This window comes from Neobacillus sp. KR4-4 (assembly GCF_042136325.1).
Classification (GTDB): domain Bacteria; phylum Bacillota; class Bacilli; order Bacillales; family Cytobacillaceae; genus Neobacillus.
Genome location: NZ_JBHHJU010000010.1, coordinates 140,617 through 155,102 on the forward strand (window position 1 = coordinate 140,617; position 14,486 = coordinate 155,102).

General features: G+C 38.4%; 15 protein-coding genes. 11 read left to right on the top strand and 4 right to left on the bottom strand.

From position 1 onward, the window contains the following. Nucleotides 1-111 precede the first annotated feature (111 nt). Nucleotides 112-339 (top strand): hypothetical protein, encoded by a 228-nt coding sequence (locus tag ACE198_RS12730; protein WP_375375778.1) that lies wholly within the window; start codon nucleotides 112-114, stop codon nucleotides 337-339. Nucleotides 340-357: 18 nt separating this feature from the next. Here the strand turns inward: ACE198_RS12730 and ACE198_RS12735 are convergent, their stop codons facing one another. After that, complete coding sequence (locus ACE198_RS12735; protein ID WP_375375779.1) at nucleotides 358-594, bottom strand: YczF family membrane protein; 237 nt, start codon at nucleotides 592-594, stop codon at nucleotides 358-360. 203 nt (nucleotides 595-797) lie between these two features. Here ACE198_RS12735 and ACE198_RS12740 point away from each other — a divergent pair, with 203 nt between their 5' ends. The 4 genes from ACE198_RS12740 (at nucleotide 798) to ACE198_RS12755 (ending at nucleotide 5,904) form a co-directional block, all read left to right on the top strand. Then, nucleotides 798-2,384 carry a spore germination protein gene (locus ACE198_RS12740; protein ID WP_098575508.1) on the top strand — a complete coding sequence of 529 codons (1,587 nt, stop codon included), beginning with the start codon at nucleotides 798-800 and terminating at the stop codon, nucleotides 2,382-2,384. After that, nucleotides 2,384-3,595, top strand: a complete 1,212-nt coding sequence (locus ACE198_RS12745; RefSeq protein ID WP_098575334.1) for a Ger(x)C family spore germination protein — start codon at nucleotides 2,384-2,386, stop codon at nucleotides 3,593-3,595. Before ACE198_RS12740 ends, ACE198_RS12745 begins: the two co-directional genes overlap by 1 nt. A 33-nt stretch (nucleotides 3,596-3,628) precedes the next feature. After that, nucleotides 3,629-4,735, top strand: coding sequence for a GerAB/ArcD/ProY family transporter (locus ACE198_RS12750; protein ID WP_098575335.1), 1,107 nt, complete (start codon nucleotides 3,629-3,631; stop codon nucleotides 4,733-4,735). Between the two features lie 62 nt (nucleotides 4,736-4,797). Next, nucleotides 4,798-5,904, top strand: coding sequence for a GerAB/ArcD/ProY family transporter (locus tag ACE198_RS12755; protein WP_375375780.1), 1,107 nt, complete (start codon nucleotides 4,798-4,800; stop codon nucleotides 5,902-5,904). 22 nt (nucleotides 5,905-5,926) lie between these two features. Here ACE198_RS12755 and ACE198_RS12760 read toward each other — a convergent pair whose 3' ends face one another. The 3 genes from ACE198_RS12760 to ACE198_RS12770 all read right to left on the bottom strand — a co-directional run bounded on the left by ACE198_RS12760 (nucleotide 5,927) and on the right by ACE198_RS12770 (nucleotide 8,539). Further along, entirely contained in the window at nucleotides 5,927-7,585 is a 1,659-nt protein-coding gene (locus tag ACE198_RS12760; protein ID WP_375375781.1) for a PAS domain-containing sensor histidine kinase, read from the bottom strand. A 104-nt stretch (nucleotides 7,586-7,689) separates the two neighbouring features. Beyond that, nucleotides 7,690-8,193 (bottom strand): GNAT family N-acetyltransferase, encoded by a 504-nt coding sequence (locus ACE198_RS12765; RefSeq protein ID WP_098575338.1) that lies wholly within the window; start codon nucleotides 8,191-8,193, stop codon nucleotides 7,690-7,692. 193 nt (nucleotides 8,194-8,386) lie between these two features. Further along, the gene (locus ACE198_RS12770) at nucleotides 8,387-8,539 is read right to left on the bottom strand and encodes a YpzG family protein (protein ID WP_098575339.1); all 153 of its coding nucleotides are present in this window, start codon (nucleotides 8,537-8,539) and stop codon (nucleotides 8,387-8,389) included. A 256-nt stretch (nucleotides 8,540-8,795) separates the two neighbouring features. On the opposite strand from ACE198_RS12770, the gene fabG reads away from it, so the two are divergent. The 6 genes from fabG (at nucleotide 8,796) to ACE198_RS12800 (ending at nucleotide 14,412) form a co-directional block, all read left to right on the top strand. Continuing rightward, a complete protein-coding gene (gene fabG / locus ACE198_RS12775; protein ID WP_098575340.1) occupies nucleotides 8,796-9,560 on the top strand; it encodes a 3-oxoacyl-ACP reductase FabG in 765 nt (254 codons plus the stop codon). A 20-nt stretch (nucleotides 9,561-9,580) separates the two neighbouring features. Next, nucleotides 9,581-10,030, top strand: a complete 450-nt coding sequence (locus ACE198_RS12780) for a MaoC family dehydratase N-terminal domain-containing protein (RefSeq protein ID WP_375375782.1) — start codon at nucleotides 9,581-9,583, stop codon at nucleotides 10,028-10,030. Then, entirely contained in the window at nucleotides 10,027-10,434 is a 408-nt protein-coding gene (locus ACE198_RS12785) for a MaoC family dehydratase (protein ID WP_375375783.1), read from the top strand. The genes ACE198_RS12780 and ACE198_RS12785 overlap by 4 nt, the downstream gene beginning before the upstream one ends. 84 nt (nucleotides 10,435-10,518) lie before the next feature. Continuing rightward, a complete protein-coding gene (locus ACE198_RS12790) occupies nucleotides 10,519-11,292 on the top strand; it encodes an SDR family oxidoreductase (RefSeq protein WP_098575343.1) in 774 nt (257 codons plus the stop codon). 368 nt (nucleotides 11,293-11,660) lie between these two features. After that, a complete protein-coding gene (locus ACE198_RS12795; protein ID WP_375375784.1) occupies nucleotides 11,661-13,184 on the top strand; it encodes an aldehyde dehydrogenase family protein in 1,524 nt (507 codons plus the stop codon). Between the two features lie 13 nt (nucleotides 13,185-13,197). Next, nucleotides 13,198-14,412, top strand: a complete 1,215-nt coding sequence (locus ACE198_RS12800; protein WP_375375785.1) for an iron-containing alcohol dehydrogenase — start codon at nucleotides 13,198-13,200, stop codon at nucleotides 14,410-14,412. Nucleotides 14,413-14,486: the final 74 nt, after the last annotated feature.

Here is a 14,486-nt window from a genome sequence, read left to right on the forward strand (position 1 = left end):
AATAAGAATATACAGATATTTACAAAGTAAATTATACGAAAATTTGTGATAGCTTTTCTATTAGGTTTTTTCGAATAAGATTTATTATCTATTTGAAAAGGAGTTCTTACAATGTGGTTTTGGATCATTATTTCATCACTATTGTTTGTCCTATTGCTGATAGTTGAGGAATTTACCTATTATTTTTGGAATCGGTATGTGTATGGGCCAAATATAAAAGGTAAAAGGAGATGGTTAAGTAGACTAGTACTAGGTACGGTTGTATTAATTAAAAGGTTGTTCCATAGAAGAGAAAAAGAAGTACCAAAAACGAAGAGAGATAAGGGCCTTCCATTATAGGGGAGGCTCTTATCTATTTTAATTAGATGGATTCTGCTTTTCTTTTTTCTTATTTAAATAACCACTAAAGGTATCGATGACGAAAAACAAAAGAAATAAAAAAATAATTACATATTCAGCTGGCTCCATTACTTTAAATGGGTTTATTGCCTTCCATATAATTCCTGAAAAACCTATACCCATTAAAAGATCTAGTGAAACAATTAGGATTACACTAAACGTCGCCAATAAGCAAGTTACAAAAAATATTTTCAACACCATCACACCTTTTGGTATCATATTGTCTTTATTCTTTAATTATTAGTAGTTCCTTATTCCAGTTTAAAAATGTTTATCATGCTTGTTTTAACCTTTTTCAATGGGATAAAGTGGCAGCCTTTGGGCAATATATCCAATAATGGATGAAAAGTAAATAAATAATCGTAAGCGAGGCGGGTATTGTGTCGATTTTGTCTAAAATGCTCAAAAATAAACAAAAAAAGAGACAGGACGATAATTATAAGCAAAAACAAGATCCGCAAAAACCAGAGGATTTGCCTATTTTAAGAGATTATCAAGAGAATATCTCTCGTTTAAAAGAGGAGACTGGCAATGGCAGCGATATAAACGTCCGCGAGTTTAAGATCGGTTCCCATAAAGGCGGACTTGTTTTTATTGATGGATTGGCTAGTGATCAAGCTATAGCCGACTTTATTCTAGAATCAGTGATAGAAAAAGAAGTACCCGAAGGACCGATAGATATTTTTCAATTCATGATGGATGAAACAATGGCACTGGGAAATGTAAAGACAATTGAAAATTGGAATCAAGTATTTGATTCATTATTTTCTGGAAATACAGTCATCTTTTTGCAAGGATGCAACAAAGCAATTAGCGGCGAAACCAAAGGCTGGGAAAAGCGGGCCATTTCAGAACCCTCAACCCAATTATCGATTCGAGGTCCAAAAGATTCATTTACAGAGACACTCCGGACGAACACGGCTTTAATACGCCGTCGTGTAAAAAGCCCTAACTTACGGGTAGATTCCATGAAAATAGGTACTGTTTCCCAATCTGATATCGCAATCTTATATATTGATGGAATTGCCAATGAAAAAATTGTTGGTGAAGTTAAAGAAAGGCTTCAACGAATCAATATCGATTCCGTCCTCGGTTCTGGTTATATAGAGCAATTAATTGAGGATCAAACTTGGACAACATTCCCAACAACGTACCATTCAGAAAGACCGGATGTCGTTACATCCCATTTATTAGAGGGGAGAATTGCGATCATTTGTGATGGCACTCCATTTGTTGTGACAGTTCCAGCTATCTTTATTCAATTTTTCCAAGCACCAGATGATTATTATTCACGATTTGACATTTCAACTGGTATACGAATATTAAGAATTCTAGCCTTCCTTATTGCCGTAATTGGACCATCCGTTTATATTGCCGCGACTACCTTTCATCAAGAAATGATTCCGACAACCATGGCAATCGCTATTGCGGCCCAACGTGAAAGTGTTCCATTTCCAGCCTTTGTTGAGGCATTAATTATGGAAGTAACGTTTGAAATATTAAGGGAAGCGGGATTAAGACTTCCAAGGGCTGTTGGCCAAGCCGTTTCGATAGTAGGGGCCCTGGTTATTGGGCAGGCCGCAGTACAGGCTGGGTTCGTTTCGCCAGTAATGGTTATTGTGGTTTCGATTACCGCCATCGCAAATTTTTCCACTCCCGTTTTTGCTATGGCGATTGCAGCAAGATTAGTTCGCTTTGTTTTAATGGGATTAGCGACAGTATTGGGATTTTATGGAATCATGTTAGGGCTAATGTTCATGACGATTCATTTATGTTCACTTCGTTCATTTGGAATTCCGTACATGATGCCGCTCGCACCTTTTAACCTTCATAATCAACAAGATGCATTTGTTCGTTTTCCTGTCTGGGCTATCAAAAATAGACCAATGTTTATTAGTAAAGGCAACATGAAAAGGACCGGGGAAAACCAAAAGCCTGGACCTCCAAAGCAATCGGAAAATCAATCTAAAAATGGTGAAGAATAATGAAAAAATTCTTGCTTGTGATGTTGGTATTAATAATGTTTATACCAATCCTCAGTGCATGTTGGAATCAGAAAGAACTCACAGACTTGGCCTTTGTGATGGCACTGGGTATTGATCGGGGAGACGATAATTTGTACCATGTCTCCTTTCAGCTTGTTAATCCTGCGAATGTTTCAGCAGGACAAACTGGAGGAGGTCAAGGTCTGCCGATTGCCGTTTATAAAAGCAAGGGGAGGACGATTACAGAAGCAGCGAGAAATGCAACGAAAAAAGTTTCCCGACGGCTATATTATGCACATACCAATTTAGTGGTTATAAGTGAAGAGGTAGCTAGGGATAGAACTTTAATGCTTAAAATGCTGGATGCCTTTGCAAGGGACCCAGAGTTCAGAACTACTACAGAGATCGTTATTGCAAGAGGTTCTAGCGCAGAGCAAATCGTAACTACGCTGACTATTCTTGATAAACTGCCTGTTACCAAAATTACTAAAGAGTTAAAATTTACAGAATCAATGAAAGGGGAGAACATGAGTATAAGTATTGATGATTTGATTGACGGAATCGTCGGAAACGGGAAAGAACCGATATTAAATGGTTATAAACTAATTGGAATAAAAGAAGAAGCCAATAAAGCAACCAATCTGCAAAAAACAACCACGGATGCTTTTCTCTCAGCGGATGGACTCGCAGTCATTAAAGATGGGGCATTGATTGATTGGATAGAAAGTAAAAAGTCTCGCGGGGTCATATGGATTTTAAATAAAGCCAAGAGTACTGATATTACCCTTAAATGGAATGGGAAGAAAAATGCCCTTAGTATCGTCCCTATTCGGTCAAAAACCAAGGTTTCACCTGTATTTAAAAACGGAAAACCCGTTATTAATATAAAGATTGAGAACGAGGGCTGGGTGAGTGAAGCAAATACAGCTATTGACTTGATGGATCCAAAAACGATAGGAAAAATTGAAAAGTTAACGGAGAAAGCAATTAAGAAGGAAGTACAGACGACTGTGAAGGAAGTGAAAAGGCTAAAGTGCGATATTTTTGGGTTTGGTGATGTTGTTCATAAAGCCAATCCTGTCCTATGGAAAAAACTAAAGGGAGATTGGAACAATTATTTTGCAGACATTGAGGTGAATGTTAAGGTGGATACTTACGTCCGGCGTGAAGGGGTTCGGACGAATCCGTTTTGGTCTGATATTAATAAATAACGCTTTTTTTAAAAGGTGGGAGAATGGTAATACATGGAAAAGGCGAAAGTTAGTTCCTTCCAAATGTTCGTTCTGATTGTTATGTTTGAGATGGGGAGTGCCATTCTTCTTGGACTTGGATCACAAGTGAAACAGGACTCCTGGATCGCTATTTTGTTCGGATTAGCTGGCGGAATCATTGTCTTTTTCATTTATTACCGCTTATATATGTACTTTCCTGACCTGCCTTTAACTAGTTATCTTCAAAAAATAGTTGGTAAATGGCTTGGACGGATAATTGGCTTTTTATATATTATTTATTTTATTTATATTGCTTCAAGGGTATTGAGAGATTTCGGGGAGTTATTAACGACGACGATTTACAATAGCACCCCTTTGTTTGTAATCAATACATTGATGATTATTACTATTATCTATGGGCTCCATAAAGGGTTTGAAGTAATAGCCCGAGTAGGCGAAATATTTTTTGGAGTGGTCTATTTTGCAGCTATTTTAGGCATGCTGTTAATCGTTTTTTCTGGTTTGATTCATTTAGGAAACTTAAAACCAATTTTAGAAAATGGTTGGAAACCCATAATAAAAACATTACTAAGAGAAACCATCGTCTTTCCCTTTGGTGAAATGGTTGTCTTTACGATGCTTCTCCCGTTTTTAAATGAGAAAAGTAAGGCTAAAATTGTTTGTATTGGCGGGATGATCTTGGCTGGAATAAATATTACTATTACATCGATTGTTAATATTACTGTATTAGGAGTGAGCCTCTATTATCGTTCCACCTTCCCCTTATTAACCACGATAGGAAAAATCCAGATTGCCGATTTTATCGAACGTTTAGATGTATTATTTATGCTCTATTTAATCATTGGTGGTTTTTTTAAAATTTCCATTTTTTATTATGCAGCGGTAGCAGGGGCTGCTGATATCTTTCAAATTAAAAATCAACGAAAGCTTGGATTCCCTATTGGACTTATCGTTTTGTTTTCATCAATAACGATTGCATCTAATTTTGCAGAATTTATTAAGGAGGGGGTAGATATTGTTACACTGTATTTATCTTGGCCCTTTCAAATTATAATCCCATCCATCTTACTAATCATTGCGTTTTTTCGTGATCGAAAGAAAAGAACAAGTTCAGCTTAAGGCGAAATGGATTTTGGAATAGATGTACTAAATAACCCTTCTAAAGGGGGGAAAATACTTAAATGGAAAAAGCAAAAATTAGTACAACCCAATTATTTGTCCTAGTTGTATTGTTTGAAATGGGCAGTGCAATTCTGGTGGGGATTGCAGCAGGTGCCAAACAGGATGCATGGATTGCTGTATTGATGGGTTTAATCGGTGGATTAATGGTCTTCTATGTGTATTATCGATTATTTGTGTACTATCCTGACCTGCCCTTAACTAGTTATCTTCAAGAAATAATTGGGAAATGGTTTGGCCGGTTAATTGGAGTATTATATGTTGTTTATTTTTTATATTGTGCATCAAGAGTTTTACGGGATTTTGGAGAGTTATTATCTTCGACCATTTATAACAGTACTCCTTTATTTGTAATCAATTCCTTAATGATTCTTACGATAATTTATGCTATCCATAAAGGATTTGAAGTAATATCAAGGGTTGGAGAAATTTTCTTTGCAGTTGTCTATGTGACAGCAATATTAGGAATGCTCTTAATTGTATTTTCTGGTTTGATCCATTTAGAAAACTTAAAACCAATTTTAGAAAACGGGATGAAACCTGTCATAAAAACATTTCTAACGCAAACCATTACCTTTCCCTTTGGAGAAATGGTCGTTTTTACGATGCTGCTTCCATTCTTAAGGGATAAAAAGAAGGCTAAGATTGTTTGTTTGAGTGGGATGATCTTAAGTGGGATAAATATTACCATAACAGTAATCGTAAATATTTCTGTATTAGGAGTGGCTCTTTTTCATCGATCTACTTTCCCACTTTTAACCACTGTTGGCCGAATTCAAATTGCTGATTTTATTGAACGTTTAGACGTATTATTTATGCTCTATCTAATTATTGGCGGTTTTTTCAAAATTGCAATTTACTTTTATGCAGCAGTAGCTGGTGCAGCGGATATCTTTCGAATTCCTAATCAACGCAAAATTGGCTTCCCTTTAGGTCTAATCGTTTTATTTGCATCAGTTACCATTGCTTCCAATTATGCAGAACATATAAAGGAAGGGTTGATTTTGGTCCCACTTTATTTGCATTGGCCATTTCAAATAATCATCCCGTCTTCCTTACTAATTATTGCCTTTTTCCGGAATAAGAAGAAAAAGAAAAGCCCGGCATGATAGCTCGGGCTTAAATTATTTATTATATTTTTTCATTGGCCAATCGGTGAGTATTTTGCTTAACAGGCAGGGATATCTGGACAGATGTCCCTTGATACTTTTGACTGTTGAAATGTATCGTGCCTTGGTGTGATTCAACAATCTTGAAACTTACCGTTAATCCGAGCCCTGTTCCTTTTTCTTTTGAAGAATAAAATGGTTCGCCAATTTTCTCTAATCTTTCTTTTGAAATTCCACAGCCAGTGTCATTAATATTGATTACTACTTTATTTTCTTCTAACTGTTCTAAATGAATTGAAACAGTTCCACCCTTTGGTGAAGCCTCAATCGAATTCTTAATAAGATTGATAAATAATTGCTTGAGTTGGTTGGGTTCACACTCAATCAAAATTTCATTCTCTGGAAAGGAGGATTCGATTTGGACATTGTATAAACTGGCTTCGGTGCTCAACAATGAAATGACATCCTTCAATATCTTTTGAAGGACTGCTTGGGTATATTTTAATATTTGCGGTTTGGCTAATAATAAAAGTTCTCCAACAATATGATTGATTCGGTTTAATTCGTCTAACATAATTTGATAATAGTAATCGTGCTTACTATCTTCTATTTGTAAAAGCTGAACAAACCCTTTTAAAGATGTTAGTGGATTCCTAATTTCATGAGCAACACTTGCAGATAATTCACCTACAATCGATAACTTTTCCGTCCTTCTAAGACGTTCTTCAGTTTCTCTTAATTTGGTGACATCACTGCCATAGCCAATAATTCCAGCAATCTTCCCATTTATAATGATTGGGAGGGAGGTACATTGTAAGATGATCCGATTCCCGTTTGCATGTGGAATGTTGATCTCATACAAGACTGGTTTAATTTCTTCAACAACCGTGGATATAAATTCAGGCAGATATCTGATATACCTTTTCGGTAATAAATTTATTATATTTTTTCCAATCATTTCTTCTCGTTTAAAACCGGTAATGACATCATATTGTGAATTTAAATTGGTGACAGTCCCACTCAAATCCATCATATAAACAATATCTGGACTGTATTCAAACAATGATTTATATTGTTGCTGACTTTCTGCCAATTTTAACGCCATTTCCTTTTTCTCGGTAATATCACGTCCGATGATTACCAAGCCTTGCCTGGTGCCATCACTATTAAATAAAGGCACTTTAATCGTGTCAAAGATTTTTACTGACCCGTCTGGGACAGGAAGGACTTCTTCAATTCGAGTAATGGCCCGATTATTCCATGCTTCTTCATCAGAAATTTCACAATATCTGAGAGCATCACCATAAAAGTCAGTATAATTGGCTAATTCAGAGTCCTTTTTCCCTCGATAATCCACATTCTCAAGTTGAAACAAATGTAACCCAAATTCATTGGCTTCAATCCAACGTCCTTGTCCATCCTTAAAGTTAACAAAATCAACCATTGAATTAATTAATGTAGATAACCGTTTTTGATCCTCCTTGGTAGCAGATAATTCCTCTTTTTTACTGATAAAAAAATAAAGAAATCCTCCGGTAACCAATATATATAAAATCTCTTTTGCCCTTTCAACCGCATTAACTATTGAAGAGGGTATAAACTTTTCAATTAAATAATTGGACCCAAAGATCCAAATAATACTTGTAATTAAGTAAAACAGGATCAGCCTTTTTTTATTCATGGAAATCTCCAGTTCTGTTCAATAAATATGGTACATAGTCTATAGTACTAGAAAAACCATTATATTGGAATAATACAATGGTAGAAATTGTAGAATCCCTTTAATTATTGGATTCTTTTCCCAAGAATAAGTAAATCTCTCTCAACGCCATCTAGTTCAGCTATATTTGGAAGATGGGCCCATTTCTCAAAACCAAATCCTTTAAAAAGCTTGATACTAGGTTCGTTATGACCAAAAATAAAGCCAAGCAGGGTTTTGATGTTTAAGCCTGGACAAGCATCTATTGCCTTTTGAATTAAAAATTTACCTAGTTTTCTCCCTCGAAAGTCTGGATGAATATAAATACTGATTTCCGCCGTTGCATTATAAGCTTTGCGCCCGTAAAAGGATTGGAAGCTTACCCATGCGCAAATTACACCTTTGTCTTCCACAACCCATAATGGCCGAAAAGCAGGTGAATGTTCATGAAACCATTGTAACCGATTCTCCACTGAAATTGGTTCTAAATCGGCTGTAACCATCCTGCTTGCTATGGTTGTATTGTAAATATCAATAATGGCTGCCAAATCACTCAAATTTGCATCTCTAATCGTAAAGTCATCAAACATGTCAATTACCACTCCAGTTTTTTATGGTCTAATAGATTTTATATTAACTTTTGGAACTAACATTATCAATAACGACGTACGATGATTATTGAAAAAAAAAAACCTTTTCTCGAAATTGTTCTCCGAGAAAAGGCCTTTTCATTTTATGACAATTTATTTCTAAACTGCCATAACTCGTTTCTTGGCCAAACCCTTACCAGCGATGGGCTTTGGCATTACTCCTTAGAATGATCTGGTTTTGAGACATTTTTGTTTGTCCATTAACCTGTGCTTTGGTATGCTTCGCTCTCGTTGTACCATAATGAAAAAGCTCAGAGTGCGGATCTAATTGATCTTTATAGCTCATCAAATCACCTCATTAAAGGATTTGAAACGAAGATATTCTATTGAATATCATATTTATCATTTGTAAAAAAACAGGAAAATAGTCATTGAAACTGAAATTATTAAATGTAAATAAACACTTGTATTATCTGAAAGTTCAGAATAAAATAAAGTTACATACCAACCGGTAGGTATGCTTTAGCGTGGTTAAGCATACGATAGTTTAATGGAATTAACTAGTAATTTTCGAATAAGAATTATACCGGAGGAGAATAAAAATGACAGGAAGATTTGCTGGAAAAGTAGCTTTTGTAACGGGTGGAAGCCGTGGAATTGGAAAAGGAATCGTTGAGCTTTTTGCCAAAGAAGGGGCTAAGGTTGCATTAATTGATTTAAATGAAGAGGCGTTAAGTGAAACAACCATTGCATTGAAAGAAAAAGGTGTTGATGTGTATTCGAAAGTTGCAAATGTCGTGGATGCGGAGCAAGTTGAAACCGTGATGAAAGAGGTTTATGAAGCTTTCGGATCCATTGATATCTTAGTTAATAATGCGGGTGTAATCCGTGACAATCTATTATTTAAAATGACAGATTCAGACTGGCAAATGGTCATGGATGTGCACTTAAAAGGGTCATTCAATGCAGCCCGTGCTGCACAAAAATATATGGTCGAAAATAAATATGGCCGTATAATCAATATTTCATCAACTTCTGCACTTGGAAATCGCGGTCAGGCCAATTATGCTGCCGCCAAGGCGGGGTTGCAGGGCTTTACAAAAACACTCGCAATCGAGTTAGGGAAATACGGGATTACTGCCAACTCGGTAGCCCCTGGATTTATTGAAACAGAGATGACCAAAGAAACTGCTGCTAGAATCGGGATTCCATTTGAACAGCTCATTCAAGCGAGTGTGGCAAGTATCCCAGTTGGCAGAAGTGGAAAGCCAGCAGATATTGCCAATGCAGTTGCCTTTTTTGCGGATGAAAATTCATCGTTCGTTAATGGTCAAGTGATTTATGTTGCTGGCGGACCAAAATGCTAAATAGATGAGGTGAGGGTGAATTGTTTAAAGAACAGATAGGTAAACAATCGAACAAGGTTAAAAATGTCGTTGAAAGAGGAGCTGTTAAGAGATTTGCAAAAGCAATTGGGGACCTCCATCCAATTTATTTTGATGAGGAAACGGGAAGAAAGTCTAGATATCAAACCAATATTGCCCCGCCAACCTTTCCAATGACATTTGATTATGGTGACATTGCAGGATTAAACCTGCCAAATGAAGGCTTAATCCATGGTGAACAAACCTTTCACTATGAACGTCCCCTAAGGGTTGGTGAGGAGATCTTTTGCTATTCCAGAGTGAAGAATTATTTTGAGAAAAAAGGGAACTTCGGAGAAATGGGATTTCTGATTCTTGAAAGCTTTGGGGAGGATACAGAAGGTGGATTAATATTTAGTTCAACCTCTACGGTGGTCATATCAGAAGCTGTGAGGAAGGTGTTGGTTAAATGAGTACACTCACACAGTTACAGGTCGGAGAGTCTCTTAAAGAAATTCAACTGGAGCCTGTTTCAAGGATGGACCTTATTAAATATTCAGGTGCATCTGGAGACTTTAACCCAATCCATACCATTGATGATGAGGCAAAAAAGGCCGGATTACCAGGAATCATTGCTCACGGAATGTGGACGATGGGGAATCTTGCCAAGCTTTTTACTGCGTATTATGATGAAGGCTTTATGAAGGATTACTCTATTCGCTTCAAAGGGATGGTATTATTAAATGACGTAATCACGTTAAAGGCAACATTGAAAGAAAAGCAGGATAGAATCCTGAGCTTTACGGTGCAGGCTGTGAATCAACATGGGAATGAAGTGTTAAAAGGGAAAGTTTTGTATCAACAATATGAAGCATGAATGAATTCTGACCCAGCACCAAGAGATCTCTTTTGGGTGCTGGGTTTATTGTTATCTAATGAAACGGAATAGGGGGAACGATGGATGAATGTGAAAGCGTTATTTGATTTAACAGGAAAAGTAGCTATTGTTACTGGCGGAGGAAGAGGATTGGGACAGAAGATCGCTGAAGGCTTTGCTGAAGCTGGCGCAAATGTAGTGGTTTGTTCAAGAAAATTGGAAGCTTGTGTGGAAATTAGTGAAGGGTTAAAAAGAGTGGGTGTAGAGAGTTTGGCTTTAAAATGTGATGTCACAAATCCAGAGGATATTAAGAATGTCGTCGACAAAACAGTAGAGCGATTTGGGCGAATTGATATTCTCGTTAACAATAGTGGTGCAACCTGGGGTGCACCGGTCGAAGAAATGCCGCTCGAAGCATGGAAAAAGGTAATGGATATTAATGTTACAGGTACTTTCTTAATGTCTCAAGCGGTTGGTAAGGTCATGCTTCAACAAAAATCCGGAAAAATAATTAATATTGCATCAGTAGCGGGTTTAAAGGGCAGTAATCCCAAATATATGAATGCCATTGGCTATAACTCTAGCAAAGGGGCAGTGATTACTTTTACGAAGGATTTGGCAGTTAAATGGGGGCCAAGTGGTATTTATGTAAATGCGATCGCCCCAGGATTTTTCCCGACGAAAATGTCTAAGGGGTTGCTTGATCATGGGGGAGAGGCAATTCTTGAAGGTACACCATTAAGAAAGTTTGGTTCTGAAAATGATCTTAAAGGTGTTGCCCTATTCCTAGCTGCACCAGCATCCGATTTTGTAACAGGTGATGTCCTGGTGGTCGATGGGGGCGCACATGCGATGTAAAGGATTCACTCATTGAAGTGGAGGATTCTCTCATAATACTGCGTGCAGGAAAATTCGCTCATTAAATTGAGGGAATTCCCCAGTGAACGGGGATAGTCTAGTATTTTTTAGCAATTCGCTGATATAACCGGAGAATTCGCCGATAGAATAGAGAAATTCGCTGATAGAGTCAAGAAATTCGCCGATAGAATAGAGCTGCTAGCTAAATACATAGAAATTGTCATCAAACCGTAAAGGAAAAAAAGAGGAGAAATTAGGTGGAAAAAAGAACCATATTAACAGCTAGCAATCGAGGTTTGCTTTAAGGAGATTTATAGATTTTCAGAAGTTAGTTGGGAGTACTTTAAGGCGAAATAGGAGGAATTACGATGACGGTAAAGGTAGATGTCCAAACATTTCCCCACTTTATTAACGGAAAATGGGTACCTGCAAGCAGTCATGAAACGTTTGATGTGTTTAACCCGGCAAATGATGAACTAGTTGCAAGGGTGGCGAAAGGGACGAAGGAAGATGTAGACCTCGCTGTAAATGCAGCACGCGTGGCGTTTGACCAAGGTGACTGGAGAAACATGAAGCCAAAAGACCGGTCCAAAGTACTTTATGCTATTTCCTATAAAATTGCTGAACATGCCGAAGAACTGGCATACCTGGAAGCAATAAGTTCTGGCGGAACGGTACGCCGAATTGGCAATAGTGATGTTCTGCAAATGGTAGACTTGTTCCAAACATTAGCCAACTATACGGTAGACTACCCATTCTCAGAAACACTTCCTGTTCCGCCATTCCCGGGACCTGCCCACAATTTTATTTGGCGTGAGCCAATCGGAGTATGTGCTGCCATCACTCCATGGAACCTTCCGATGGTGATTGCGACCTGGAAGATTGCTCCCGCACTAGCGATGGGGAATACAATTGTCATCAAGCCTGCCAGCTATACACCTCTATCGACTCTTAAACTAGCAGAAATTATTTCAGCCGTGCTCCCTCCAGGTGTAATCAATGTGGTTTCAGGTCCGGGTGCGGAAATCGGTGAATCCTTAGTTAACCATCCAAAGGTTGATAAAGTGGCCTTTACTGGTTCGACAGAGGTTGGCAGACGTATTATGGGACTTGCAGCTGGCACAATTAAGAAAACCACATTGGAGTTAGGTGGTAAATCACCAAATATCCTTCTAGATGATGCCGATCTTAATATTGCTCTGCCTGGAAGTCTGTTTGGAGTATTTCTCCATTCCGGACAGCTTTGTGAATCAGGGACACGGCTTTTTGTCCCGGATAAGCTTTATGACCAAGTCGTTGCAGGGTTAGTCTCCCTCACTAGGAGATTAAAACTCGGCAATCCACTTGATGCTGCCACCGATGTTGGCCCAGTAATCTCAAAAAAGCAAAAGGAAATGATCCTTTCTTATATTGAAACAGGTAAACAAGAAGGGGCTACCCTTCTTTGTGGAGGCAAGGAAATAAAGGTAGCTGGCTGTGAAGAAGGTCATTTTATCGAACCAACGATTTTTACGAATGTCACCAATGATATGAAAATTGCCCAAGAAGAAATTTTCGGACCAGTCCTCTGTGTGATTCGCTATTCTGACCTGGATGATGCGATTCGAATGGCGAATGACACCATTTATGGTTTAGCCGCAGGAGTCTGGACACGCGATGTTAATAAAGCGTACGCAGTCGCTAGAAAATTGCAAGCGGGTGTCGTCTGGATAAATGATTGGCATATGCTCCGTAGTGATGCCCCGTTTGGCGGGTACAAACAAAGCGGAATTGGCCGTGAAATGGGACAGCAATCACTCGATGCCTATACCCAAGTAAAGCATGTATACACATCAATGTCACCGGAGTTAGAGCGACGTAATTGGTATGGAATTCTGTTTGGACAAAACTAATGAAGAGGTGATGATGAATTTGAAAACAACCTTATCACAGTTTATGTTACGTACGGGAATATATAGCGGTTCAAATTCAAGAGCGATGGTCCCAAGTCTTTTTGCAGGCCTGGGCGCTAAACGCATACTTCTCTTAAGTGACAGAGGCTTAGAGGCAGCAGGCATTGTTGAAAAAGTAGCCGAAATTTTTACGCTGACAGGTCATGGCTCTGGACCTGAATTGGTGGGGCAATTTTTAGATATTAAGCAGGATGCCGAAAGCCAATGTATCAATGAAGCCGTCCGCTACGCACGAGAAATCGGAGCGGATTCCCTACTAGCCGTTGGCGGGGGCAGTGTTCTTGATACTGTAAAAGGGGTAAAATACGCTCTCCACAAAGGATTGACAGATATAAAAGAGGCGATTCCAGGCGGCTTATTGTATGAGTCCTTTCCAAAAGCCAACTACATGCCAATTCCACATATAGCTATCCCGACAACAGCGGGTACCGGATCAGAAGTTTCACCGATTGCCGTTATTTTTAATGAAGATATCCAAATGAAAACGAATATCATCAATCCATTTATTAATGCCGATATGGCGATCTTGGATCCGGATTTAACCGTCGGACTTCCACCAATGATTACAGCATTTACAGGATTTGATGCCTTAACACATGCCATTGAGGCCCTCGCATCGCCAACAGCAACGGGCCTAACTGACGCCTATGCTCTCCACGCCATTCGCCTGATTGAAAAAAATCTGCCTATTGCCGTTGCAGATGGTTCGAACCTTGATGCCCGAATGGATTTATTACAAGCAAGCTTGATGGGGATTACCGCTTTTAGTTTTGCCTTAAACGCAATTCCTGTCCATAATATGGCACACGCCTATGGGGCCTTATTCCGGATACCGCATGGACTCGCAAATGCCGTCTTTTTATCGGTGGTCATGGAGCTGGTTCCTGATTTATATCTTTCTAAGGCAGCTGAACTAGCCCAGGCCTTGAATGTAGACGTAAAGGGGGACACCCCACAAACAGCATTAGCCAAAGTGATTGGAAAAATTAAATTACTTCAGTATAAGGTAGGATTACCGGCAGATTTCAAGCAATTCAATATCACCGAAGAGGCGCTACGACTTGCGATTCCAGCTGTCATGAAGGATCCAGCCGCATTGAGCTTTCCTATGTCAAAAGAATTAATTGCAGCAATTGGACAAAAGGTGGTTCCGTTGACAGTAAAATAGGATAACAGTAAAAACCATTATGGATGTGTTGTAAATCATAATGGTTTTTCAATGACAATTTAAAATATTTTACA